This is a genomic window from Thermococcus barophilus MP, from assembly GCF_000151105.2.
Taxonomy (GTDB): Archaea; Methanobacteriota_B; Thermococci; order Thermococcales; family Thermococcaceae; genus Thermococcus_B; species Thermococcus_B barophilus.
Window position 1 is genome coordinate 736,998 of record NC_014804.1, and the last position, 24,041, is coordinate 761,038.

Genomic DNA, 24,041 nt, shown 5'->3' on the forward strand with positions numbered 1-24,041 from the left:
CATCACCTGTCAATGTCGGGTGGACAGTTATCAAGGCTAACCAATATGACTGGAACATCTGCTATTCTCGCCCCGACTAACAGCTGTTCAAGGACTCTGATACCATGGGCAATGCTCGGTCCTCTTATCTGCACTCTGTATGGTTTGTTACCCCCATCACTAACCACATATGCGCCAAAGTCTCCTTTTGTAGATTCAACATGGGCAAAAGCATCGCCCGCTGGAACTTTGAACCTCGGTAAGTTCTTCAGCCTCGGATCTTGGATCTTATAAGGTCCGCTTGGTGGCCCCATTTCAAGGAGCTGCTCAAGAATGTAGAGATCCTGTTCAAGCTCATACCTCCTGATCAAAGCCCTTGATAGAGCATCTCCTTCTTTTAACACAGGAACCTCAAAGTCAAGTTCTGGATAAAGGAGGTATGGATCAGCTCTTCTTACATCATACGGCACTCCAGTGGCTCTCAGGTTTGGCCCGGTCACACCTTCCTCTAACGCAAATTTTTTATCCATAACGCCGATACCTTCCATTCTTCTAAATGTTATGTAGTTCTCGAATATTAAATGGTCAAAATCAGGCAGCTTGCTCTTTACGTATTCAACAGTATCCTTCAGTTGGCGGAGCCACTTATCTCCAGGGATATCTCTTCTAACTCCTCCAGGAATCGTGTAGATGTGATAAACTCTTGCTCCAGTTAGCTCTTCGAAGAGTGCCATAAACCTCTCTCTGTATGCTGCAGCCCATTGACCTGCAGTGTAGACACCAAGTTTAAATGCCATACCCATTGTCCAGAAGAGATAAGCAGAGACCCTTGCCATTTCAAGTACAACAGTTCTTATCCACTGCGCCCTTTCGGGAACTTCCCATCCCATTATCTCCTCAACTGCCATGGAATATATCATCTCGGGGACATCCGGTTCGGGAACGCAGATTCTCAGGAGTAGGGCAATGTTTGTGTACCACGGTCTGAGCTCCGCTAATTTTTCAAAGCCTCTATGCAAAAAGCCAGGATTTGCTATCGCCTTAACAACCCTGTGACCATCCATCTTCAGAATTATGCTGAAGTTTTCGGTTGCCATGTGCTGGGGACCGAAGAATAATTCATAGGTGTCTTTATCCAGAGGCAACAGATCCATACCGTTTTCTCTCGCTTCTTTAATCAATTCACTTTGTGAAACCATTTCTCCCACCTCAAATCACATAATTGTCTTTGTTCTCATCAAACCTGTCAAGGATTTTGTACTTCTTTTTGACATAGCTCAGCATGTCAAAGTCTTTTCTAAGTGGATAAGTTCCACGCTCAGTGTCGTCAAGTATCCAAGGCATTTCCATCTTTTCATTTCCCTCAAAGTAGACTCCAAAGAATTCATGTGCATCTCTCTCATATGTTTCAGCGGCTGGATAAATGTCCTTGACAGTTGGCATTCTTGCCTTCTCAAGCTCCCTTGGAATCCTTGTTTTGACCATTGCATGAATTTTGTGGGTAACACTCCATATCTGGTATATAAGCTCAATCTCTCCCTCTTTGATCCAATCGACCGGTGTTATCTGGAGCATGAGTTCAAACCCACTCTCTTTCATTAGGGTCAAAAAATCTCTTATCCTATCTGCTGGAACTTTAAATTCAATCCTCCGCTCTCTTCTAACCTTCCCCTCTGCATATGGAGCTTTTTTAAGGATCATCTCAACAATTTCCTGCTCCTTCATGGTCATTCCTCCCTCCTCTTGTCCATCAGCCATGGTATCCATTTTCTCGCCTCTTTCTCACGCCATCCCTCTCCAAACAGCTCATCTTGGTTTTTCTTGTAGTATTCATAGTTCTCCTTGTATCTTTTCCACCCATCTGCAGTTCCGTTTTCGATCATCTCCATGATCTTTTTGATCCCATCCATTACTGCCTCTGGCCTTGGCATGCAACCGGCTATGTAAACATCCACTGGAATGTACTTATCAAGATGCTTGATTGCATTGTATGCATCCCAGTAGATACCTCCATTCAACGGACATGAACCGTGAGCCATCACGTATTTCGGATCAGGCTGCATTTCATACGTAATTATTATTCTCTTCAGCGTCTTTGGAGTCACATATCCAGTAATAAGGAACAGATCTGCCATTCTTGGGGCTGGATTTGGCATCATACCAAATCTTTCGAGGTCGTATCTTGAGGTCATTAAAGGCGGCATCTCTATTCCACCGCATCCTGTACAAAATGCCACAATCCACAGACTTCTCTTTCTCGCGAATTCAAAGAGAGGTTCAAATAAACGCCAGTCTACCATCTTCATCACCTCACAGAGCTGCTAATATAGCTCCCGTAGCCGCTATTATGGTTGGCCACTTCCAGTAGAATCTTGCAGCTTGGTCGATTGTGAATCTTGGGAATATTGCCCCGATGAATATGGCAATCATCAGCACTGCAATTTGCTTGATCAAGAGCACTGCTAAGCTCGCTATGGTGTTGAGGATTGGGCTTGCAAATGCCGTGATAACTGCACCCCCGAGGAATATATTTGAGAAGAATAATGTTTCAGCGAAGAGTGCTATAGCATGCTGTATCTGGAGGATTCCCATGTGCTTGCCCCCAAATTCAACCATTGGACCCAATGAGATTTCACCCGGAGCAATCATGATGTCAAATGGCTCTTTACCAAACATTGCCTGCAGAACGATGTCATAGGCTATTGCCGCCAAGAGCAGGGGCAGATGGGTTATGCTCCATCCCATGCTCTGCTGAGCCATCACTATCTGGTAAGTGCTGAATGTTCCGTAGAATTCTGCCAAGGCTACTATTGCAAAACCTAATGGAACTTGAATTGCCAGCAGCGTAAGTAAAGCTCTCTGTGCTCCTAAGCCAGCCCAAGGGTTACCGGAGCTCATGGCGGCAAACATTATGCCAAGCATTGGGATTTCAAGGAGGAATGTGATGAGGATTAAGTCACCATATGCCCTGAGGATGCTTATGCTTCCAAGGGGTATGAACATCAGGGCGAGTATTGTTGCTCCTAATGCATAGATGATTCCAAAGTCATAGATGAGTCCGTGTGTTATGTTGCTCTTCTTCGAAAGGAGCTTTATTGTATCAAGGATAGGCTGATAAATTGGCGGCCCAACTCTTCTGTGAATTCTTGCAGTGACAATCCTAATTATTCCCATGAACATGAAACCTACAAAAGTTGCATAAAGCAGGATTAAAAACGCTTTCAAGACTGTTTCGAGCATCTTTCACACCCCCCATAATGCAAGGATTAACAGAATTATCGCCAGATACCAAGCGTAGGCTTGAACATTCCCATTGTACACATAGTGCCTCAGTGTTTCTGCCAAGTCTTCAACCCAGTTTCCAATGTCCTGATAAAGCCTGTCAAAACTCATTCTGAGCCAGAATGCCAGGGTTTCCTTCAATGGAAGGAAAAAGTTTCTTCTGATTGTTAAGTTGTACTCCATTGTTACGGGATTACCTGCTTGGTAGGTGTCTGTAACCGGGACTTTCCTCACCTTTGCTCCGAGGAAGTAGATTATTGCAGCAATCACTATGCCAACTACAAGCCATATTGTAATGAACAGACCATTGTATCTACCAAAGCCGAGGTTAAGCTCGTATATAGTTCCCCCAATGACCTCCTTGCCAAATATCTTGTTGAGCTCTTTAGCGACTAAGCCCGGTGCAATTCCAAAGACAACGTTGAGCAATGCAAGAATTCCCATAGCTATTGCAAGCGGAAGCGGAGCATCCTTCGTGTCATCCAACTCTGTGGGTCTCTGACCGAACCACACCGCATAGGTGAACCTGATTAGGTAAACGAAACCTATCGCACTGCCGAAGAAGATCATGCCACCAAGGATTGGCATGTTCTCGTGAATTACTGCTTCAAAGAGCAGCCACTTGCTTGCAAATCCAACGAGTGGGGGAATTCCAGCTAAGCTAAGGATTGCAACGAATGCCATTGCAAAGGTTATCGGCATCTTTTCAGCTAAACCGCCCATGTCTTTAAACTCTGTCTTACCGGTTCTCAGCACTATCGTTGCCACTATGAGGAAGAAGAGCCCCTTGAAGAGTGCGTGACTTATTGCGTGATAGATTGCAGCTTCAATGCTCAGTGCTGTTCCAACTCCTATACCTACAAGGATATATCCAATCTGACTTATGCTTGAATAAGCGAAGAGCTTTCTAATGTCTTCCTGCAGAGCAGCTAAAAGACCACCGACTATTATGGTGAGACCTCCAAGAAGGGCTATTATATAGCCGAACTTTGGAGCTGCACCAATTCTTCCAAATTGATAAACAAGCCTTGTTCCAAGGAGAATGTATATCACAAGCATTCCATAAACTCCAGCTTTGCTTAAAACACCGCTGAACATTGCCGTATAGCTCTGGTTGGTTTCGCTGTACGCATCAGGCGCCCATACATGAAGCGGGAACATTCCAGCCTTGACACCAAATGCTACAAGGAACAGCCCAAAGACCAGCAGCATATCATTTCTGCTGAAGAGGGTATCAGCTCCAAAAGTTCCCCTCATGGCGTCTTGATAAAACGCCTGTTGAATTGTCGCGAAGTCTAAAGCGCCAACCTTTGCATAGATAATACCTATTGCTATGAGCATGGCGTAGGCTCCAAAGACGCTGAGCAGGAAGTATTTAAGAGAGGCTTTCCTGTTGTACTTGAGCACCATCATAAATGATCCAAATGTCATTATTTCCCAGAAGATGAAAAAGCTCGCCAGATCATCAGCAAGGAATACTCCATAGACACCTGTTAGGCTCATCAAAGCAAACAGCCACTCGTAGCTGTCCCTTGCTGTGGATACCATTCCCAGCACTGCGGCAAAGCCTACAACTCCAGCAATCATTGCAAATATCCAGTTGATTTGATAGAGGAGGAACTCAAACTTGAATCCTGCGAGGAGTATTGAATACTGGATGCTCGATTGGGTTCCTAAGGTCTGATATGCCTGGATGAGATATGCCAAGGGGAGTGCAGCACCAATGACTCCCAAGCCTTCTCTGACTCCCTTGATGTCAAGCAACCATGCCAGAACTCCAGCCAACAATGGTGCGAAAATTATTATCATGAGCTCGTTGATCATGGGCTCACCCCCTGCAGAAGGGGAACATTTTTGACATATTGAGCCACATCATAAAGATCAGCCGATGCCTTCTGAACGATTCCCCATACGAAATCTGGATAAACTCCTATGACAACTATTAGAGCAACTAACAGGAGCATTATGACACCCAACGCCAAGTCCTCCTCAACTTTTTCTCCCTTCCCTTCTTCAAACCACATTAAGTGGAGCAATCTAAAGTAATAAACCGCCTCAACCAGACTTGCACCAAGAATTAATGCCACTATGCCAGTCTTCCCCACTTGAAGTGCTGCGAGTAAGAGCTTGAACTTGCTCCAGAATATGTTGAACAGTGGTATTCCTACAATGCTTATTGCTCCAACTGTGATGGCAAAAGCAGTTAGTGGCATTCTCTTCCCCAAACCTCGGAAGTTTTCTATTTGTGGGCTTCCAAATTTTACTGCAACATAGCCAACAGCCAAGAACATCAATGTTTTGACTATTGCATGGTTGAGCATGTGGAATACGGCAGCATCAATGGCTTGAGGCGTTGCAACTCCAAAGCCCACTGCTATGAGACCAATCTGAGCTATACTCGAGTAGGCAAGCATTCTCTTAACGTTTGTTTGCCTCAGTGCAGAAAGCTCACCGACAATGACTGTGAGGGTACCGAGTATTAGGAGCAGACTGAGTATTCCCATAAATGCCTGGGTATCCTTAAAGAGATAGACAATTCTGATCATTGCATATATGCCGGCTTTAACGACAAAGGCTGAAAACATTACTGTTACTGGATGAGGGGATGCCTGATAAGCATCTGGTGCCCAAGCGTTAAGCGGAAATAGTTCGGCTTCAACTGCCAATCCAAAGACAAGCAATGCCAATGCTGCCTGAGCCACTGTAGGATTGATCTTTGAAGCAAGCATGGCAATTTGCGCTAAGTTTAATGTACCTAAGCTCCCGTAGAGCAATGCTATACCAACCAAGAAGAAGCTTGAACCAATACCACCCAGAACTATATACTTCATTGCAGCTTCGCTGGCTTCTCCGGTCTTGTTATAACCCGTCAGGGCATAAGCGCTGATGGCTGTGATCTCCATGAATACGAAGAGGTTGAATATATCCCCTGTTGCGATCATTCCAGTTGAACCGAGCATCAAGAGAAGGAACAGCATCGCATATTTGTCAATTGGTTCAACAGCAATCGCTTTAATGCTGAACACTGTCATGAAAAAGCTCACTATTGCGATAATTAGGATAAACAGTGCTGCAAAGTGTCCAATATAGAGGTTTATTCCAACGGGTGGCTTAAATCCACCAGCAATGACTATTATCGGCTTTCCGGTTGTGTAAACCTCCTTGAAGACCCAAGCTGCTATCCCTGTCTGGATTAGAGTTACTAAACTCAGGTAATACAAGATGACTTTTTTGCCTGCCCTCTTAATAAGCGGAACGAGGAATGCACTGAAGAGAGGTAAAGCTATGAGAAGTGAAGCGTACTGCATCATCCTCTCAACCCCCTAATCTTTTCGATATCCAAAGTCTTGTACTTCTCGTAGAGGTTTATAGCAACGGTTAAAGCTAAAGCCATGGTTGCGACTCCAATAACAATTGCCGTGAGAACAAGTGCCTGCGGTATTGGATCGACTGTCGTTTGAGGTGTTGCTCCTTCCGTTAGAATAGGTGCAGTTCTACCGCTTACATATCCAACGCTTATTAGGAGCAAGTTCACACCAGTCTCCATTATGCTAAGTCCTACGAGGATTTTAAGCAGATTCCTCTTTGTCAAAACAGCATAAAGCCCAATCAAAATGAGTGAGATTGCTCCGAAGTAATAGGCACTGATCATTGCCCTCCCTCCTTGGGCTCTTTAACCATGTTGTCAACGATTCCAGTAAGCTCGGTTCCAACCTTGAGACCAATCAGCGTGTAGATTATCGGTATGAAGCCAGCACTGAAGAGCCTCCCTATGTTGGCATGACCGAGTTGCCACGTTTGCCATATCCAATCAAAGAGGAAGTACCCACCAATTATCAAGCCAATAAGACCAACTGCAACGTATCCCATTCCAGCCAAACCTTCAAGAGGCTCAAAGACGTTGTGCGGAATTTCATACTCCCTGAACGCTAAGTAGAGCATTAAGAATGCAGTTGCAATTGTTGCCCCACCTGGAAATCCTCCTCCCGGTGTTAAGTGACCATGAATGAATATGTAAGCACCGAAGAGCATTATGAATGGCAACAGCAGTTTTGAACCGGTCTGGAGGACAACACTGCCTTCGCTCTTGGCTGTTCTCTCCCTTTTCTTCCTCCAGAGCAGAGCAGCAACCCCTGTAGCTGCTATGAACAGAACAGTGACCTCACCAAGTGTATCGAGACCTCTGTAGTTAACGACAACAGCTGTAACGGCATTTACGGCACCAGTCTGTTCCTTCACATTCTCAAGGTAATACTTTCCAACGAGCATCTTATCAGCACCAAAGGGAACCTGAGCAAGTGCATTTGCAAGCCAGTATCCAGTAATCAGTATAAGGATGATAGCCAGTACCCTCTTCACCATCTAACCCACCACCCTGTTCCTTCTTCCTCGCTCTCATACCTCTCGGTCCTCTTTATTGCAAAGATAAACACGGCAGCGCTCATTGCTGCACCTATAGCTGCCTCAACCATGGCAACATCTGGAGCTTGGAGCAGGAAGAAAGCGATTGACGCGAATAAGCTCACTGCAGCCATTCCAACCACTGCTGCCAATAAATCCCTCCACTCTACTGCGAAAATTGCTGAAACTATCATGAGGATGACAATTAGATACTCAATACATTGAACACAATTAATCATTGCTCTCCCTCCTTTGTCTCCTCAGAAGCCTCTTTCTCCTTTTTTAGATACTCCCCGTACTTATCAACAATGCTGCCTTCCCACAGGGGAATTCCGCTCTTATATGCCGCTCTGATTAATGCATGTGCACTTATCGGGTTAGTTAACAGCAGAAACACTGCAATCACGAGGGTTTTTGGGAGCCATGCATAGGAACCAACATATCCAATTGCCCAAATGCCAACTCCAATGATGACGCCAAGTGAACCAAGTGTAGCACTCTTAGTTGCAGTCTGCATTCTGTTGTAAACATCGGGCATTCTGATAAGACCAAGAGATGACAGGAAGTAGAATATCGTTCCAAAGAGAACTAAAAACTCCCCAACAATTTCCGCGATCATATCCCTCCCTCCAAGTATCTTGCGAATGCTATGACACCTAAAAACGCTAAAACTGCATAGACCAGTGCGACATCAAGGAATATTGCTCTCCTGTAGTAAAGTGCAAACAGAACCATTAGTCCAGTCGTTATTGTGGTCATGATATCAACAGCAACCAGTCTGTCAACTGTCGTCGGTCCTCTAAAAAATCTGTACATACTGAGGAGCGTCGCTACTACTATAACCGCAAGATAAACGTTAATTCCTATCATTCGAAGATCACCTTTAAGAATTTTTCAAATGGTTTTGTGATATTCTCAGATGCTCCTTCAACAGTGGCATCTTTAACATCAATCCAGTGAATGAAGTAGCGATCCCCTTTTACGTCCAAGGTTATCGTACCTGGGGTTAAGGTTATCGAGTTAGCCAGGGTGAGCTTGCCAACGTTGTTCCTTAGAACCGTTTTGCACTCAACAATTCCCGGGTTTATTGGTCTCTTTGGATGCAGCACTCTGTAGGCAACATCCAGATTTGCCATTATCATTGCCCAAAGAAAATAGGGCACATATGCTACAGCATATGCAATCCTCTTAGGGTGAAGATTTGCAAGACCCTTCTCCGTGAATACTTCGTAAGTTAGCGCTGCCACAATTAGGGAAAACAATGCGCCTATTATCAATTCTTGCGGATCAAGGCTGCTCGTCAGGAAAAGCCAAATCACAAAAAGCACAATCACGGTGTATAGGTAACGGCTTATTCTGCTTGCCTCTTCCATTACCAACCCTCCAAGAGTTTAAACTTGAAAGTTTTTACATCCTTAACTTTTGGTTCAAAATTGATATTTATAAACTTTATCAAACAAACTTTTAGTTTCAAACAGAAAGTTAAAAATGGAGGTAGCAAAAATGTCCTTTGGTGTAATAGAGGAGCCTTCAAAGTGCACAGCATGCCATCAATGCTTAGAGACATTTTTAAGTTGCGGAGACAACATGGCAAAGTTACACCGCCCAGCATAACATAAAAAGTTAAGCAGAAAAAGCTTGAAATTAGTATATTGAGATCCTCTTGACTCCTTCAAGTTTTGAAAGCTCGTTAATAAGGTCTCCTGGAATTGGCTTCTCTGTGATTATAGTTAAGGTAGCTTCTGGATAAAGTTCTGGATCTTCGGCCACAACTTGAATAATGTTTATTCCCCTCTCTGCGATTTTGCCTGCTATTTTTGCCAGAATTCCAATAGCTCTCGGCTCTGGCTCAATTTCAATAACTCCGTAACCCACGTGCCTGCCGACGAATTTCATGTGAACTGTTGGCTCCAAGTTTGTGTATATTTCTCTAAGCTCTGGTATCTTGAGGATCATTGCTACAGTTTCTTTAACGACCCTTCTGTCAACGTCAAGAGCTTTCGCTATCTTTGTATATGGTACTTCAATATTGCCGCATTTGATTTTCATGTCGTCTGAGACCTTAAGTCCGTATTTCAAAAGTGTCTTTGCTATTTGCTTTCTAACAGGATATTCATCAAAGTAATGCTCAATCTTTCCCCACATAGGTACCACCTTGGGCAATCCAGTTCAGCATTATACTTTAAGCGACAATAATATTAAAATGTTTCCATGTCCACATTTATCGCTGAGAATGTACGAATTAGACATTTAAAATTTACTCAAGATTTTTAAACCATCGTTTATGAATGGCAAACATGATCAAAATTAAGCTTCCCCACTCATATTTTGAAGATTTGGGAGAAAGCGTGAGGTTAGTCTGGAGAAACACTCTTTATGCAGATTTTGAGAAGAAGATCCTTGCAAAGGTTATAAAAAAGAAATACAGAGTTAGACCGGAAATTACAGCCGAGAAGGGTTATCTCATCATTGATAACATTGATGACCCAGACGTTGAAAAATTTGTTGAATTTTTTATCTCAAACAATCTTGGGGCATTTCTCAAAAGTCGATATACACGAAGAGAGGTAATTTATATTCATGAAGGAATGAATGTCCCATTGCTGGGATATAATGCATTTGGGCTGATAGACAGGGGAACAAACCTTATCCAAGTAAGGGGCTCGAGTGGATGCAATCTGTCATGCATTTTCTGCTCGGTTGATGAGGGTCCTTACTCCAGAACCAGAAGGATCGATTATGTTGTTGATATTGACTACCTCATGAAGTGGTTTGATGAAGTTGCAAGGTTTAAGGGCAAGGGTCTTGAGGCACACTTAGATGGACAAGGTGAACCCTTGCTCTATCCATTCATAGTTGAGCTTGTGCAGGCATTGAAGGAGCATCCAAATGTTGATGTCGTATCAATGCAGAGCAATGGTGTTCTTTTGAATGACAAGTTAGTTGAGGAGTTAGCTGAGGCTGGATTAGACAGGATAAATCTTTCGGTGCACTCCCTTGATCCCGAAAAGGCAAAGATGCTCATGGGAATGAAAAATTACGATCTGAATCATGTTTTAGAGATGGCAGAGGCTTTGGTAAATGCTGGAATTGATGTACTCCTTGCCCCAGTGATTATCTTTGGAGTGAATGACAACGAAGCCGAGGCATTCATAGAGTTTGCGAGAAAGATTGGGGCTGGAAAGAGATGGCCTGCGTTGGGTTTTCAGAACTATATGCCTTATAAGTTTGGCAGAAATCCAGCAATAGCCAGGCTTGTACCGTTTAAGAAGTTTTATGAATGGTTAAGGGAGCTTGAAAAAAAGACTGGAATGAAGCCCCTTGTCCTGAGACCAGAGCACTTTGGAATGCATAGGAGAAAATTTATTCCTTTGGCATTTAGAACAGGGGAAGTGGTAAAAGCCGAAGTTGTATTACCAGGGAGAATTGAGGGTGAGATGCTTGCAGTTGCAAGGAACAGGCTGATTGAGGTAATAAACACCAATGCCAGAGTAGGAGACAAGATAAGGGTTAAGATCGTGAGGACAAGACACGGGATTTATGTAGGGACGCCAGTTAAATAAACCTCGAGCTTCTAACTTTCAGCTCTCCCCTTTCATAAAGCTCAAGCAAAATCTTCACAATCCTCTCCCCAGCTTTTCCATCGCCGAAGGGATTCTCTGCGGATGCCATCTTTTCGTAGAATTCCTTATTATTCAAAAGCTTGTTAACATAATACAGTGCCCTATCCTTCTCAAGACCAACTAAAATATTGCCACCAGCTTTAACTGTCTCGGGTCTCTCCGTATTATAGCGCAAAGTTAAGCAGGGCACATTTAGGATTATGCTTTCCTCCTGTACTCCGCCAGAATCCGTCATTACAATCTTGGCATTCTTCTGCAGCTTTAGAAAGTCAAGATATCCTAAAGGTTGGGTAATTATGAGGTTTTCAATTTTCTTAACTCTCTCCCACAGCCCAAACTCTTTAAGCCTGTTTCTTGTTCTCGGATGCATTGGGTAAACTGCTTTTATTGGAAGGGCTTCAAGGATTTCAACCAATTTTTTGAGATTTTCTTTGCTGTCAGTGTTCTCCGCCCTGTGAGCCGTAATGAGGATATACTCTTTTGGTGTAAGATTGAATCTATCAAGAACATCACTCTTTCGCTCAGCTATCTCTGAATTCTGGAGAACTGCGTCAACTATTGTGTTTCCAACAACATAAACGCCTTCTCTAATACCCTCATTCTCCAAATTTTTCTTGGCTTCCTCTGTTGGAGCGAAGAGGACTTCACTTGCATGATCCGCCAAAATTCTGTTTATTTCTTCAGGCATTGTCCTATCAAAGCTCCTCAGCCCAGCTTCAACATGTGCCACGGGAATTTTCAATTTAACGCTGGCTAAAGCTCCAGCCAAAACCGTGTTCGTATCTCCCTGAACGAGTGTAACATCTGGCTTCTCTTTCATCAAAACCTTTTCGATTTTAATCATGGCAATTCCTGTTTGCTCCGCCTGAGTTCCAGAGCCGACTTCAAGATGATAATCAATGCTGTTAAGCTCAAGCTCCTCTAAGAAAATGCGGCTCATCTCGTAGTCGTAATGCTGTCCCGTATGAATCAGGAGGGGCTTAATACCTCTTTTCTCGAATTCTCTAATAACCGGGGCAAGCTTTATGATCTCAGGACGTGTTCCGAAGACAAATGCTGGCTTCAATACTCGCCCCTCCCAATGCCCTTAAATATGAAGCCCTTGGGGGGCTTGTCTATTACATGCCTACCATCAATGAGGATTTTATTTCTCATCAGCTTCCCCAGCTCCTCCCAATTGAGTTTTTTAAACTGTGAATGATCAGTTGCAATTACAATTGCGTCAGAATCTTTTACTGCCTCCTCCAAGGTTTCGTGCGTCCCGCTAACATATGGATCATAAGAGCGAACCTCTTTAACATCATCTTGGATAGCTTCAATAAACACATATGCGGGTGAATTCCTTGTGTCATCAGAATTCCCTTTGTATGCCAAACCAAGGACTGTTACAACAGCTTCCTCTGGAGGCAAGTTTATCATTTTAAATGCTTCAAACAGCAAATCTTTTGCCATCAAAGGCATGTCTTCATTGATTTCTCTCGCTTTCTTAATCAGTCCAAAATCCTCTTTTGCTGAACTAAGCAATAAATATGGATCTTTCGGCAAACAGTGCCCGCCAACGCCTATCCCAGGAATGTGTATTTTAACCCTTGGATGGGTGTTCGCCAGCTCAATAGCTTCAAATATGTTAATCCCATACTGGTGAGCCAAAAATGCGAATTCATTTGCAAGTGCAATGTTCACATCCCTAAATGTATTCTCCATGAGCTTTACCATTTCACTTGTGGTTGGATCTGTTTTAAAAATCTGCCCTTTAACAAAGGTTCTATACAAAATTTCAGCCAAATCGGCGCTTTCTCTGGTTATTCCCCCGAGAATTCTTGAGTTGTATACAAGTTCCTTAAAGATCCTTCCCGGCATTACCCTTTCCGGGGCATGAACCATGTAAAAGTCCTCTCCAGCTTTAAGTCCTGTAAGGGTCTCAATTAATCTTGCCATTCTCACAGTTGTTAGGGGAGGAACCGTGCTCTCAATTATCACCATGGAGCCTTTTTTCATAGCTCTTGCTACTGTTTTTACAGCACTTTCAAGATACTCTAAATTAGGTGTTTTGTCTTCTCTGAGTGGGGTTTGAACACAGATTATATAGACGTCTTTATTTTTTATATCCTCTGGGTTTGAAGTTGCCCTGAGTTTCCCACTCTTAATCGCCTCCTGAAGAAGCTTATTTATTTCAGGCTCCACTATATGTGCAGTTCCGGAATTAAGCTTCTTTACTACCTCTTCTCTTATTTCATACCCAGTTACGTTAAATCCAGAATTTGCGAACATTATAGCAGTAGGGAGACCTATGTATCCCAAACCAATAACAGCGATTTCCACGTTCCTGTTCTGTATCCTCTCCCTCATCTTCTTCCCCCTCAGAATAAGGAGTAAAGAAGTAAATTTAAGGCTTTTCCAAGTAACGATTTCAGATATCAATATGATGCGGTTGATACAAAATTTTAATTTCAACAACAACATCAGATCCCTCTTGCTGCATTTTCCGAATATATCCATCTACACCTGCGAAATCATCCCTTGAAAACGTAATAAACATTAAAACATTGAAATCAACGATAAGAAATCTTAAAAAAGAAGCCTTCACAACCGTTTTACGGAAACCCTTTTAATGGACAAAGCTGCTCATTATAATTAGGTGGGAATACTATGAAGATATGGATTGACATTGTAAATTCGCCTCATGCTCACTTCTTCAAGGGTATAATTAAAGAGCTTGAAAAAAGGGGTCATGAAATTCTGGTTACGACGAGAGAGTTTGATGGGCTAACTGATATTCTCGACATGCTTGGGATCGACTATTATGTTGTTGGCAAGCATGGTGGATCAACTTTAGAGGGTAAGCTTCTTGCAAGCGCTGAGAGACAGTACAAGCTGGCAAAGCTTATAATTGAAGAAAAACCAGATCTCTGTGCTCATAAGAATTCTCCAGAGGCTCCAAGAATAGCTTATGGGTTGGGAATCCCAACTATTGGATTTGTGGACAATGATACCTCAATTCCTGTTAACAAGCTCATGCTACCTTTTACAAATAGGGTGATTTATCCCAAAGCTATTGATGCTTATGACTTAATTAGATGTGGTGCCGATGCGAACTCCCTGAGACCAATTAATGGATTTCCAGAAATAGCTCACTTATATGGATTCAAACCCAACACAGCGCCCTTAAAAGAGCTTGGGATTGAGAAATACAGTTATATCGTTATGAGAACTGAGCCCATAAAAGCCAACTACTTTAACGGAGATGCCGAAAAAAGCATTCTTGAGGACATCATCCCCCTTCTCCCGGATCTCCCGATAGTCTTATTCCCCAGAACAGAAGAACAGGCTAAGAGATTTAAACGGTTTGATAATGTCATAATTCCTGATCATGTAACCGACAGTTTGAGCCTTCTCTATTATGCAAAGCTCATGATAGGAGCGGGGGGAACCATGAACAGAGAAGCATTGGCACTGGGCACACCGACCATTTCAACATATCCTGGAAAGCTCTTAGCAGTTACAAAATGGCTCATAAGCTTGGGAATTAAATACCATTCAACTAACCCAATTGAAGTTGCAAGCAAGGCTTGGGAAATGGTCAGGAAAAATGGCACATACAGAAATTACATTCGCAGTGTTGTTTCAACCCTTGAGAATCCTGTTGAAGTAATGATTGAAGAAATAGAGACATATGAGGAGCTTGGAACATTTCCCCCACTGCAAAACTCAAAAGCTGTAACCAGCTAAGGAAGGAGTAACATATGCTTCAATGAGCGCCGCAATTAAAAGCAAGAAAATAGCAATGCCAAGCATTTTCATAGCTGTTTTAAATCCTCTTCTGAATCTATCACCAAGAGTTCCTCTCCCTTTAATAATCTCCAGATACCATTCAATTCCTCCCAAACCTGCAATTGCAAATGCAGGGATTTCAACAATCCCATGGGGCAGAATTGAGAGCAGGATTTTTGTTAAGCTTTCACCCTGGAGATAAGAATATTCCATGACGATTCCCACTAAGAAGCCATTAAAGAAGAGAATCCCCAAGGGCACGACCCCAAACAGTACACCACCAAAAGCCGCCAAAATCGCCACTCGTGTATTGTTTAGAAATATCAATTTAAAAAGGGTAAAACTGTCTGGAACGCCATTAAGTTTGCCACTAAAAATCTGTTTTAAATTCAAGAATAGATTTTCTGCAAACTGGGGATTTAAAACTGTAAAGACCACTCCCAATGAAACTCCAATCAAAAATGTTCCGAGAAGAGCCAAGAAGATTTTCTTATTCATGCTCTCCCCTCAATGCATTCTTTAATGCTATTTTGAAATCTTCAACATTTATGTAAGGCATTTCCACATCAAGCCTCATTGCAAAAAATTCATCAATTATATGCTCAAGCTCTTCAAGTTTATGCCCTTTGAGTTTTTTCTCAAGCTCCTCGATAGTATTTTCGGGATATATAAAGAAATCCCCCGTAATTTTAACATTCTCAGCAATACCATCTTTTTCTTCAATTTCAAATCTTATCAGCCCCTTCCTTGCCTTGTGTTCTCCTATCTTCTTCATTGCCCTCACGTAAAAATTTAAAGTGGAGAAGTTTTTAAAGGTTAAGCTCAACTCACGTTAGGTGGTGACGTATGGCTTACGATGACATAAAAGAGGAGGTAAAACTAATTCTTAAGGAGATAATCAGTGATATGCTCGAAAAGGAGGGAAAAAGTTGGGATGGCGAGATATTGTTCGATGAGACGCCAAGTATGGAACTTGGTGATTTCGCAACTACAGTTGCTTTTCAGCTGGCAAAGGTTTTTAGAAAGGCTCCACGCATAATAGCCCAGGAAATCGTGGAAAAAACCAAAAACAAGCTGCCAGAATATATTTCGAAAGTTGAAGTTGCTGGAGCAGGTTATATAAACTTCTTCCTTGATTATGAAAAATTTGGAAAGCTCATCATAGAAGAAATCCTCACAAAAGGAGAAAAGTATGGAAAAAGCAATATTGGGAAAGGAAAGAAGGTTGTCATAGAACACACCTCGGTAAATCCAACCAAGCCGCTTCACATGGGACACGCGAGGAACTCGATTCTCGGAGACACTATGGCAAGGGTTATGAGAACCTTGGGTTATAACGTTGAAGTTCAGAACTACATTGATGACTTGGGAATTCAATTTGCTCAGGTAATGTGGGGATATTTAAACCTGAAAGAGGAGTTTGAAAAAATCAAAGCTGAAATTGAAGAACGGTGCATAAAAGAAAATAGTATAGACCACGTCCTTGGATTGCTTTATGTTGAGGTTCACAGAAAAATGGAAGAAAATCCTGAAGTCGAGAAAGAGGTTAGAGAACTCATGAAAAAACTTGAAGAGGGAGATAACGAAATAGCAGAACTTGGAAGGAGATTAGCAGAGGAAGTTGTTAAAGCCCAAATGCAGACAACGTACCGCCTAAATATTGCCTATGATTTGCTTTCGTGGGAAAGCGATATAGTTAGAAGTGGTATTTTCGAAGAAGCTTATAGGAAAATAGAACAAAATGAGCACTTTGAATGGGCCAAAGAGGGCAAATACAAAGGAGCGTTCATAATGAAGCTTGGCGATCTCTTCCCAGACATGGAGAATCCAGACATGGTTCTCATAAGAAGCGACGGAACAGCCACATATACTGGAAAGGATATAGCATACCACATGTGGAAATTTGGGCTTGTAAGTGCAGACATGCTTTACAAAATTTGGGATAGGATAATGTTTGAGAAGAAAGAGCACGAGACATGGACAACTGCAAGAGATGGCAAACCAATGCCTGGAAAATTTGGACATGCTGACATCGTTATAAATGTCATCGGCGCTGAACAGAGGTATCCTCAAAAAGTTGTTGCTTATGCACTCAAACTTTTGGGATATGAGGAAGCTTACAGGAACTTCCATCACTTAGCCTATGAACATGTGGTGAGACCAGAGGGGAAGTTCAGCGGAAGGAAAGGAACATGGATCGGATTCACTGTCGATGAAGTTGTGAATGAGGCTGTAAAGAGGGCAAAAGAACTTGTCGAAGAAAAGAATCCCAACTTAAGCGAAGAAGAAAAGAAGAAAATAGCAGAGGCTGTAGGAATTGGAGCAATAAGGTACAACATGCTTAAGTATTCTCCGGAAAAGATAATTACATTCCGATGGGAAGATGTACTCAACTTTGAAGGAGAGAGCGCTCCCTATATCCAGTACGCACATGCAAGATGCGCATCAATATTGAGAAAAGCCATGGAAAAGGGCATTGATCTGAGATTCAACAACCTCTTAGAAAATGCAGACTTCTCAAATCTTGACAGGAAAGAAAAAGATTTAATAAAACTGCTCTCAAGATTTCCCGAAATAGTTAAGGAAGTGGGGACTGAAATAAAACCACATCTTCTGGCATGGTATGCCAATGAAGTTGCAATGGTATTTAATAAGTTCTACATGGCACTGCCAGTGCTTAAAGCAGAGAGAGGGACACTTGAAGAGCGTTTGCTGCTGGTTATGGCAACAAAGCAGGTTCTAAGGAATGTGCTCTATTTGATGGGGATAGAAGCTCCGGAAAGAATGTAATCACAAAATTGGTTTTCCTGTGTTTACTTCAATCTTTTGCTCTTCTTTTTCACTTACTAATATCAAAGACCCAGCCCCTATCAGAACTAAAGAAATTGCGTATTTTATAATTGAGGGATGCTGCCTAAGTTCAACATAAACTATGCACTCCTGGTTGCTTTCAACTTCTATTAAATGTTCGCCCTTAAATCTTGCAGAATACATTTTGAATTCTCCTACTCTCTCCCCATCAATTTTCACTGTAAATGGTGTATCAGAAGTCAACTTTACTGAAATATCTCCATTTAAATAGAGAGCATCTGTAAATTGATTGGAGTGTGTAAGAATCATCTGCTCTCCTCCACCGTACCCACCTACGAGGTGTGGATACATCGTGAGGAGGAAAACAAGGTAAAGTGTTCCCCCTATTATCAAGCCACTCCCAAAGAGTTTTCTCATGCTCTCACCTATTTTGATTATCATTATTTAGCTATATAACTTTTACTCAAAAATCAAGTATTAACAAACTTTGGAAAACCCTAAAAACCTCAAAAACTAAGGGGGTATGGTGAGCTTCATGAGGGGTGTAATTGTTCCATTAGTTACTCCGTTTAATGAAGACTACTCATTGGACTTCCAAGCTTTAGAGGAGCATATAGGGTATCTCGAGAAAGTGGGGGTTCATGGGATTTTTGTAAATGCAACTACGGGAGAGTTCACAAGCCTCACCAAGGAAGAAAGAAAGCTCTTAGCTGAAAGAGGGCGGGAACTTGTAAATGCATCGTTTTATCTTGTGGGAACTGCCTCGACAAACACATTTGAAGTGGTAGAGCTAACCAAACATGCTGAAGATATCGGCGCAGATTATGCAGTAATAGCCCCACCATATTACTGTCCGCTAAATGACGAGGCACTATTCATTCATTATTCAATGATAGCCGAGAGAACGGATATCCCAATAATTCTCTACAACATTCCAAGCTGTGCAAATCCTTTAAGTGTTTCATTGATAAAGAAGCTGGCTCTTGAGTACAGCAACATAGCCGGAGTTAAAGAAACAATAGACAGCATAAGTCATGTGAGAGACGTTATCTTTGAAGTCAAAGGAGAAAGAAAAGACTTCAAGGTATTTACAGGATTGGATCATCACTTCCTAAACACATTAATCCTTGGAGGCGATGGGGGCATAATGGCATGTGCAAATTTTGCTCCTGAAATCCATCTCAAGCTCTTTAAGGCATTTGAAGATAAGAAGCCAGAAATGTTTGAATACGCCAGAAAACTGGCAAAACTCTCACAAGTTTATAATTTGGCATCTTCTTTCGGTTCTGCGATAAAAATCGCAATGCAGCTTAGAGGTTTTCCAGTAAAACCAGTGCTAAGACCCCCATACGTGATAGATGGAAAAGAAACAAGAGAAAAGATAAAAGAACTGTTATCCTTACTGGAGCTTATACCTTAAGAATGCACCTAATCCGCCAAAGGCTTTGTAGAACTGCTGCCCCTCCTCAGTGTCAAGCGAAATAATCTCAACTCTTGCCCCTATCCCCTCCGCCATCTTTATTAGCTCCTCTGCAACATCCCATTTTTCAAAGCTGATGTTCTGGCTGCCACATTTTGGGCATGTCTTAAGTTTCCTTCTATAAACCTCAAACTCCTGCTCGTTCATTGTTTTGAGCTCTTCCCAACCGCAGTTGTTGCACTTGGCTTTAACCCTAACCTTATCATACCCCTCGCTGATCAGCAAAATATCAACGGCACCAAGTTCTAAAGCTCTCCTTACTTCTTTCTCTCCGTATGTTATCATCCCTGTGTCCTTAACAAGATGTCTGAAGAAATCCTGGATCAGCTTCTTCTCTTTGATCGCTTCGTGTTCTGAGAGAATGTCACTTGCTTTTTCAACAAGCTCTCTCAGACCATACTCACCGTGATAGCTTATGTCAACGACTCCAATTATTTTCTTTCTGAGCTCATGATGGAGGTAGTCCCCTTCGATAAATTCCTCCTTTGTTGGCCCCGGCCCTCCGACTATGATCCCTTTAAGCTCACCTTTTTCAAGAAGGGGTAAAAACGCTTTATTGGCGTGTTCTCCAATTCTCTTCATAAATTCATGAGTTTCCTGTTCTCTAATTCGCTCATATCTTCGAGCAGACTGTCCTCCAGCTCTTGTCTTTCCAGGGACGTTTGATGTAAGCTCATCAACGACTTCGATTCTCTTCCCTCGGAGAATACCTATTGTGGCTTCATTTTTTTCAACAGTTATGAGACCATAAGCATCTTTAACTCGGAGCATCTCTTCTAAGGGTTCTGTGACAAAAGTTTGATCACATCGATAAAGCCTTACTTTTAAAGGTTCTGGCGGAATGACCGCAAACACCCTGATATCACTTACACCTTCCTGCTCGCTTACATTGCCAACGAATAACGCCAATCCCGTGGGAGGGGTCTGCTTGTAAAGCTTGAGATGCTGCATTGCTCTTTCCAAAGCCCCAAGAACGTTCTTTCTGGTTGATTTTGATTTGATGTTCTGGGCAGTTCCGTACTCCTCCCTAAGCTGCTGCATGACCTTATTGAGATCATAACCGGCAGGAATATACAGAGAGACAAGTTCAGTTGCTCTCCCCCTGAACTTTTTCAGCTCTTCCACTTTTTTCTTTAACTCATACATTTCAGCTGAAGTGTGAGACATGAGCATCACCTCAAAACCGCTCTCGCTAACGACTTAAAAGAATTCGAATTTATAAAGATTTGGTCATGAAAAAGCCAGAAGAATTATATGAAAGACAACACCAGCAAAATAAAAACTCCAACAACTCCACCCACAGCTATTATTAGGAGATTAACGAGGTTCAGTTCAATATGTGCAATGCCAAGGAAATTAATTATGCCTACTAAGATCAATCCTATTATTGTATTCATAGCCATCCACTTCAGTATTGCCAGTGTCAGTTTCAAAACCAGATAACCTGCCAGGATTAACAAGACTAAAAATATCAACCATTGGAACACCTAAATCACCCCTCAAGCCTTCTTAACACATCTTTTGCTATCTCACCAAGAGGTACCCATTTCATACCCTCAAAGGGCAGTATGACTTTTTCTTGAACAGATATCAGCTCTTCTACGTATGGTCTCAGCTCTGCTATTCTGAACTCCCTGATCATTAAAAGGGCAAAAGCTTTGTCATTTTTGTCTCCAGAGAGAAGAACATCCTTGGTTTTGGCAATAACATCATTTTTAAATTCCGTAAATAAGCTTGGGTTTTCTTTAATTAAAAAGCTGAGGAACACCATTGCATTTTCTTTTACATAGGAATTTCTTGACTTGACAAGATCAAAACTTTTGAGGAAATGCTCTATTCTGAGGTTTCTGATGATTAAGTTTTTATCCCGTTCAAGAATGTTCGTAAGAGCCAACAAAGAATCCCCAACAATACCAGGATTTTTTTCATTAAGAAGCTCAAAGAGGGCATTAATAACTTTTCTATCCTTTAATGCTTGCTCCACCACCGCCTCAATTTGGTTAGTCTCAAGCATCTTTCTGACTTTATCTTTTTTAGAACCGAAGGAAAATAACCCCATATCACTCACCAGTGCTCTTTTTTAAAAAATATACTGCAAAGGTTAAAGCTTTTTTGCATAGTTAACTTTAAAACCTCAATATGGAGGTTAATTTAGGCTATGAAGAGAGCGAATTGCACTGAAGGGTGATGAACCTCCACTGCGGAGCCTTTGAGAGGTGATAAGATGAATATTAGAGAGTTTCAGCAAATGATAAGGGACATATACTTTCACAGAGATTCACAGAGAGGATTAGAGCGGACTTTCCTATGGTTTGTTGAAGAAGTGGGAGAGCTTTCTGAGGCTTTAAGGAAAGGAAAGAAAGAAGATATAGAAGAAGAGTTTGCTGATGTTTTTGCTTGGCTTGTGAGTTTAGCCAACTTAGCTGGTGTTGATCTTGAGAAAGCCGCCCTCAAGAAATACCCAAATAAGTGTCCTTACTGCGGGAAAAATCCATGTGAATGTAAGAAGGAGTGACTTTTTACAAGCCTCGCCCTTTAGAGCGGGGTTCAGTGTTCGAGAATTTGGCTCTTGAGTGGGAAAGCAAAAGAAAGATTTAAATACTTGTATGTATTAATACTTAATGGTGGGAGAGTGGGAGTCATAACTGTTTCCGTTGATGATGGGGTTGAGGAGAGGTTCAGAAAGCTCGTGGCAAAGAAGTATGGACGGATTAGGGGGGCATTGGGAGTTGCAGTAACTGAAGCAATGAAGCTCTGGATTGAAAAAGTTGAGCAGGAAGAAAAATGAAGCGTTCGGTAACGGTTAAACTTCAGCCCTCAAAAGCTCAAGAGAAGATCCTCTTCGAGTTAGCTCAAGCTACAGCCATAATCTGGAACAAAATCAATTACCAGAGACTAAAACAGTTCAAAGAATTCGGTAAGATAGACTTCTCAACGACAGAAAAAGAAGCATACCACAAGTTCAAGAACTGGATTGGCGGCTCGACAGTTCAGCAATTAGCTCGAAAAAACGCCGAAGCTTGGAGGAGCTTCTTCTCGCTCAACAGGAAGAAAAAGAAAGGAGAACTGCCCGAATGGTTCAAGCCAAGACCGCCCAAATTCGTTAGAGAAGAAAACGGCAGAAAACTCTTCATAATTCCTTTGAGAAATGACCAGTATCGGATTAATGGTAACGTTCTCGAATTGAGAAGACTCGGAAAATTTGGTAGGCTGAGAATTCAGTTCAAGGGGAGAATACACTTGAGGGGAAAACAGGGAAGACTTGAAATAATCTATGACGATGTGAAGCGGAAGTTCTACGCTCACATCAGCTACACGGTAGAAGAGAAATTAACTAAGAAGGGGTGGGTCAAGGTTCCAAGACAACCTCCGGGAAGTTTAATTGCAGGAATTGACTTGGGCGTGAACAATTTAATGGCTGTCTATGTTGAAAATTGTGAATCCCTCTTGGTCAATGGAAGGCCACTAAAATCCATAGCCTTCTATTGGCAGAAAAAGATTGCCGAGTACCAGTCTAAAATCAACAAATCAGGCTGTAAAAAGAGCAGAAAACTCAGGAGAATGCATGAGAAGGCTAAACTTCAGGCAAAACACTACATTAACACTGCCGTAAGGCAAACCGTCGAAAAACTCTACCACTTGGGCGTTTCGAGAATTGTCGTGGGTTATCCAAGAGAAATCGCAAGGAACTCTGATAAGGGCAGAAAGCAGAATTTCATTCTCTCTCATGTTTGGCGTTTCAATTACGTTATCAAACGGCTTAAGGAAGTTGCTGAGGAGTATGGTGTTACTGTTATAATCACGGATGAGGCTTTCACTTCTCAAACCTGCCCTCTCTGTGGCCAGTGCCACTCTAATGCTCGTTTCGTTAGAGGTTTGTTTAAGTGTCACAGGGAGGGCGTTGTAATGAATGCTGATTTAGTTGGAGCCTTCAACATTTTGAAGAAGGTTGTTAGAACGATAACCCTGAGCCTTGAGGGTTTGAAAGCCTTCAAGGTGAGGGGTAATGGGCTCAAGGCCGAGCCCGAGGGGCTGATTTTTGGCTTTAATGAAGCCCCTCAAACCTCCCCGCCAATGGCGAGGGGCTAAGCTAAACCCTCAGTCAAAGCAGGGAGGAGGTCAGATAAGCTAACAAAATTATTAAATATTATTTTATCTCACTCATCATTTGGGAAAGACTATGAAAAAAGGGCAAAGCTCCTTAGAGTATCTTATTTTCATCGCTGTTGCGATTATAATTGTAGCCCTTGTGATTAAATACACCGAACCTGCAGTAAAGGAAGTACCTATTACTGGGATAGTATATATTGATCCCGAGACTTCTCCTGTAGTAGAGCAGACCTCAGAGAAAATAAAATGGAAGGTCACCTATTATTACCCTCCTGGATGCCAAGCAACAAAATGCGACTTCTACGTTTCTGTTAATCTTAAGTATTATTATTCCAGCGACAAATACAGAATCGATGTCTATATTGGGGGAGAAGCTGACAGGATAAAAAAGATCAAGGTCTCAATGTGTACTGGATGGGAGAAGGTAGTGGACGCAAATGGATTTGACCGTAACTACTTTGTAGGATATTTCGCCAAAAAAGAACTTGACCCTCTTTTCCCGTGTCAAGTCACAGTAATGGCATGGATAAAGTGAAGAACTAAGTTGATTCCCAAAAGAAAAATCTAAAAATATGTGAGCAGTC

29 protein-coding genes are annotated in these 24,041 nt (G+C 42.1%); 8 read left to right on the forward strand and 21 right to left on the reverse strand.

Going from position 1 to position 24,041, the window contains the following annotated elements; translation table 11 throughout:
* Nucleotides 1–2 precede the first annotated feature (2 nt).
* The 13 genes from TERMP_RS04255 to TERMP_RS04320 form a co-directional block, all read right to left on the reverse strand.
* Nucleotides 3–1,178, reverse strand: coding sequence for an NADH-quinone oxidoreductase subunit D (locus TERMP_RS04255; RefSeq protein WP_013467129.1), 1,176 nt, complete (start codon nt 1,176–1,178; stop codon nt 3–5).
* A gap of 10 nt (nt 1,179–1,188) precedes the next feature.
* A complete protein-coding gene (locus TERMP_RS04260) occupies nt 1,189–1,710 on the reverse strand; it encodes an NADH-quinone oxidoreductase subunit C (RefSeq protein WP_013467130.1) in 522 nt (173 codons plus the stop codon).
* Nucleotides 1,707–2,279: a NuoB/complex I 20 kDa subunit family protein gene (locus TERMP_RS04265; protein WP_013467131.1), complete on the reverse strand. Its 573-nt coding sequence runs from the start codon at nt 2,277–2,279 to the stop codon at nt 1,707–1,709. The genes TERMP_RS04260 and TERMP_RS04265 overlap by 4 nt, the downstream gene beginning before the upstream one ends.
* A gap of 10 nt (nt 2,280–2,289) precedes the next feature.
* The gene (locus TERMP_RS04270; RefSeq protein ID WP_013467132.1) at nt 2,290–3,219 is read right to left on the reverse strand and encodes a respiratory chain complex I subunit 1 family protein; all 930 of its coding nucleotides are present in this window, start codon (nt 3,217–3,219) and stop codon (nt 2,290–2,292) included.
* A 3-nt stretch (nt 3,220–3,222) separates the two neighbouring features.
* Nucleotides 3,223–5,085, reverse strand: coding sequence for a proton-conducting transporter transmembrane domain-containing protein (locus tag TERMP_RS04275; protein WP_013467133.1), 1,863 nt, complete (start codon nt 5,083–5,085; stop codon nt 3,223–3,225).
* Complete coding sequence (locus TERMP_RS04280; protein ID WP_013467134.1) at nt 5,082–6,572, reverse strand: proton-conducting transporter transmembrane domain-containing protein; 1,491 nt, start codon at nt 6,570–6,572, stop codon at nt 5,082–5,084. The genes TERMP_RS04275 and TERMP_RS04280 overlap by 4 nt, the downstream gene beginning before the upstream one ends.
* Entirely contained in the window at nt 6,569–6,913 is a 345-nt protein-coding gene (locus TERMP_RS04285) for an NADH-quinone oxidoreductase subunit K (RefSeq protein WP_013467135.1), read from the reverse strand. The genes TERMP_RS04280 and TERMP_RS04285 overlap by 4 nt, the downstream gene beginning before the upstream one ends.
* Nucleotides 6,910–7,623 carry a Na(+)/H(+) antiporter subunit B gene (locus tag TERMP_RS04290; protein WP_013467136.1) on the reverse strand — a complete coding sequence of 238 codons (714 nt, stop codon included), beginning with the start codon at nt 7,621–7,623 and terminating at the stop codon, nt 6,910–6,912. Before TERMP_RS04290 ends, TERMP_RS04285 begins: the two co-directional genes overlap by 4 nt.
* Nucleotides 7,617–7,898, reverse strand: a complete 282-nt coding sequence (locus TERMP_RS04295) for a DUF4040 domain-containing protein (RefSeq protein ID WP_048159923.1) — start codon at nt 7,896–7,898, stop codon at nt 7,617–7,619. The genes TERMP_RS04290 and TERMP_RS04295 overlap by 7 nt, the downstream gene beginning before the upstream one ends.
* On the reverse strand, nt 7,898–8,281 hold the full coding sequence (mnhG, locus tag TERMP_RS04300; RefSeq protein ID WP_013467138.1) for a monovalent cation/H(+) antiporter subunit G: 384 nt from the start codon (nt 8,279–8,281) through the stop codon (nt 7,898–7,900). The genes TERMP_RS04295 and mnhG overlap by 1 nt, the downstream gene beginning before the upstream one ends.
* Entirely contained in the window at nt 8,278–8,532 is a 255-nt protein-coding gene (locus tag TERMP_RS04305) for a monovalent cation/H+ antiporter complex subunit F (protein WP_013467139.1), read from the reverse strand. Before TERMP_RS04305 ends, mnhG begins: the two co-directional genes overlap by 4 nt.
* The gene (locus TERMP_RS04310; protein ID WP_013467140.1) at nt 8,529–9,035 is read right to left on the reverse strand and encodes a Na+/H+ antiporter subunit E; all 507 of its coding nucleotides are present in this window, start codon (nt 9,033–9,035) and stop codon (nt 8,529–8,531) included. The genes TERMP_RS04305 and TERMP_RS04310 overlap by 4 nt, the downstream gene beginning before the upstream one ends.
* A 271-nt stretch (nt 9,036–9,306) precedes the next feature.
* On the reverse strand, nt 9,307–9,807 hold the full coding sequence (locus TERMP_RS04320) for an ACT domain-containing protein (protein ID WP_013467141.1): 501 nt from the start codon (nt 9,805–9,807) through the stop codon (nt 9,307–9,309).
* 152 nt (nt 9,808–9,959) lie between these two features.
* Here TERMP_RS04320 and TERMP_RS04325 point away from each other — a divergent pair, with 152 nt between their 5' ends.
* Nucleotides 9,960–11,225 carry a radical SAM protein gene (locus TERMP_RS04325; protein ID WP_048159757.1) on the forward strand — a complete coding sequence of 422 codons (1,266 nt, stop codon included), beginning with the start codon at nt 9,960–9,962 and terminating at the stop codon, nt 11,223–11,225.
* On the opposite strand, the gene wecB is transcribed toward TERMP_RS04325, so the two are convergent.
* Both wecB and TERMP_RS04335 read right to left on the reverse strand, forming a co-directional pair.
* Complete coding sequence (gene wecB, locus TERMP_RS04330) at nt 11,218–12,351, reverse strand: non-hydrolyzing UDP-N-acetylglucosamine 2-epimerase (protein WP_013467143.1); 1,134 nt, start codon at nt 12,349–12,351, stop codon at nt 11,218–11,220. The two genes, TERMP_RS04325 and wecB, sit on opposite strands and share 8 nt — an antisense overlap.
* On the reverse strand, nt 12,348–13,634 hold the full coding sequence (locus TERMP_RS04335) for a UDP-N-acetyl-D-mannosamine dehydrogenase (RefSeq protein WP_013467144.1): 1,287 nt from the start codon (nt 13,632–13,634) through the stop codon (nt 12,348–12,350). Before TERMP_RS04335 ends, wecB begins: the two co-directional genes overlap by 4 nt.
* 300 nt (nt 13,635–13,934) lie before the next feature.
* On the opposite strand from TERMP_RS04335, the gene TERMP_RS04340 reads away from it, so the two are divergent.
* Nucleotides 13,935–15,014, forward strand: coding sequence for a DUF354 domain-containing protein (locus TERMP_RS04340; protein WP_013467145.1), 1,080 nt, complete (start codon nt 13,935–13,937; stop codon nt 15,012–15,014).
* On the opposite strand, the gene TERMP_RS04345 is transcribed toward TERMP_RS04340, so the two are convergent.
* The gene (locus TERMP_RS04345; RefSeq protein ID WP_013467146.1) at nt 14,994–15,554 is read right to left on the reverse strand and encodes a stage II sporulation protein M; all 561 of its coding nucleotides are present in this window, start codon (nt 15,552–15,554) and stop codon (nt 14,994–14,996) included. The genes TERMP_RS04340 and TERMP_RS04345 overlap by 21 nt on opposite strands.
* Nucleotides 15,547–15,831 (reverse strand): lipoate protein ligase C-terminal domain-containing protein, encoded by a 285-nt coding sequence (locus tag TERMP_RS04350; RefSeq protein WP_013467147.1) that lies wholly within the window; start codon nt 15,829–15,831, stop codon nt 15,547–15,549. Before TERMP_RS04350 ends, TERMP_RS04345 begins: the two co-directional genes overlap by 8 nt.
* Nucleotides 15,832–15,902: 71 nt before the next feature.
* On the opposite strand from TERMP_RS04350, the gene TERMP_RS04355 reads away from it, so the two are divergent.
* Nucleotides 15,903–17,846 carry an arginine--tRNA ligase gene (locus tag TERMP_RS04355; protein ID WP_013467148.1) on the forward strand — a complete coding sequence of 648 codons (1,944 nt, stop codon included), beginning with the start codon at nt 15,903–15,905 and terminating at the stop codon, nt 17,844–17,846.
* Here TERMP_RS04355 and TERMP_RS04360 read toward each other — a convergent pair whose 3' ends face one another.
* Nucleotides 17,847–18,284, reverse strand: a complete 438-nt coding sequence (locus TERMP_RS04360) for a hypothetical protein (protein WP_013467149.1) — start codon at nt 18,282–18,284, stop codon at nt 17,847–17,849.
* A 118-nt stretch (nt 18,285–18,402) separates the two neighbouring features.
* On the opposite strand from TERMP_RS04360, the gene TERMP_RS04365 reads away from it, so the two are divergent.
* Complete coding sequence (locus TERMP_RS04365) at nt 18,403–19,287, forward strand: dihydrodipicolinate synthase family protein (RefSeq protein WP_013467150.1); 885 nt, start codon at nt 18,403–18,405, stop codon at nt 19,285–19,287.
* Here TERMP_RS04365 and prf1 read toward each other — a convergent pair.
* The 3 genes from prf1 to TERMP_RS04380 all read right to left on the reverse strand — a co-directional run bounded on the left by prf1 (nt 19,267) and on the right by TERMP_RS04380 (nt 21,406).
* Nucleotides 19,267–20,514 carry a peptide chain release factor aRF-1 gene (prf1, locus tag TERMP_RS04370; protein WP_013467151.1) on the reverse strand — a complete coding sequence of 416 codons (1,248 nt, stop codon included), beginning with the start codon at nt 20,512–20,514 and terminating at the stop codon, nt 19,267–19,269. The two genes, TERMP_RS04365 and prf1, sit on opposite strands and share 21 nt — an antisense overlap.
* Nucleotides 20,515–20,597: 83 nt before the next feature.
* Nucleotides 20,598–20,834 (reverse strand): pro-sigmaK processing inhibitor BofA family protein, encoded by a 237-nt coding sequence (locus tag TERMP_RS04375; RefSeq protein ID WP_013467152.1) that lies wholly within the window; start codon nt 20,832–20,834, stop codon nt 20,598–20,600.
* A 5-nt stretch (nt 20,835–20,839) separates the two neighbouring features.
* Entirely contained in the window at nt 20,840–21,406 is a 567-nt protein-coding gene (locus TERMP_RS04380) for a hypothetical protein (protein WP_013467153.1), read from the reverse strand.
* A gap of 165 nt (nt 21,407–21,571) precedes the next feature.
* Between TERMP_RS04380 and TERMP_RS04385 the strand changes: the two genes are divergently transcribed.
* The 4 genes from TERMP_RS04385 to TERMP_RS04395 all read left to right on the forward strand — a co-directional run bounded on the left by TERMP_RS04385 (nt 21,572) and on the right by TERMP_RS04395 (nt 23,992).
* Nucleotides 21,572–21,862, forward strand: coding sequence for a MazG nucleotide pyrophosphohydrolase domain-containing protein (locus tag TERMP_RS04385; RefSeq protein WP_013467154.1), 291 nt, complete (start codon nt 21,572–21,574; stop codon nt 21,860–21,862).
* A gap of 117 nt (nt 21,863–21,979) precedes the next feature.
* A complete protein-coding gene (locus tag TERMP_RS11575; RefSeq protein WP_013467155.1) occupies nt 21,980–22,135 on the forward strand; it encodes a hypothetical protein in 156 nt (51 codons plus the stop codon).
* On the forward strand, nt 22,132–23,436 hold the full coding sequence (locus tag TERMP_RS04390; RefSeq protein ID WP_013467156.1) for an RNA-guided endonuclease InsQ/TnpB family protein: 1,305 nt from the start codon (nt 22,132–22,134) through the stop codon (nt 23,434–23,436). The genes TERMP_RS11575 and TERMP_RS04390 overlap by 4 nt, the downstream gene beginning before the upstream one ends.
* 79 nt (nt 23,437–23,515) lie before the next feature.
* Complete coding sequence (locus TERMP_RS04395) at nt 23,516–23,992, forward strand: class III signal peptide-containing protein (protein ID WP_145973180.1); 477 nt, start codon at nt 23,516–23,518, stop codon at nt 23,990–23,992.
* Nucleotides 23,993–24,041 lie beyond the last annotated feature (49 nt).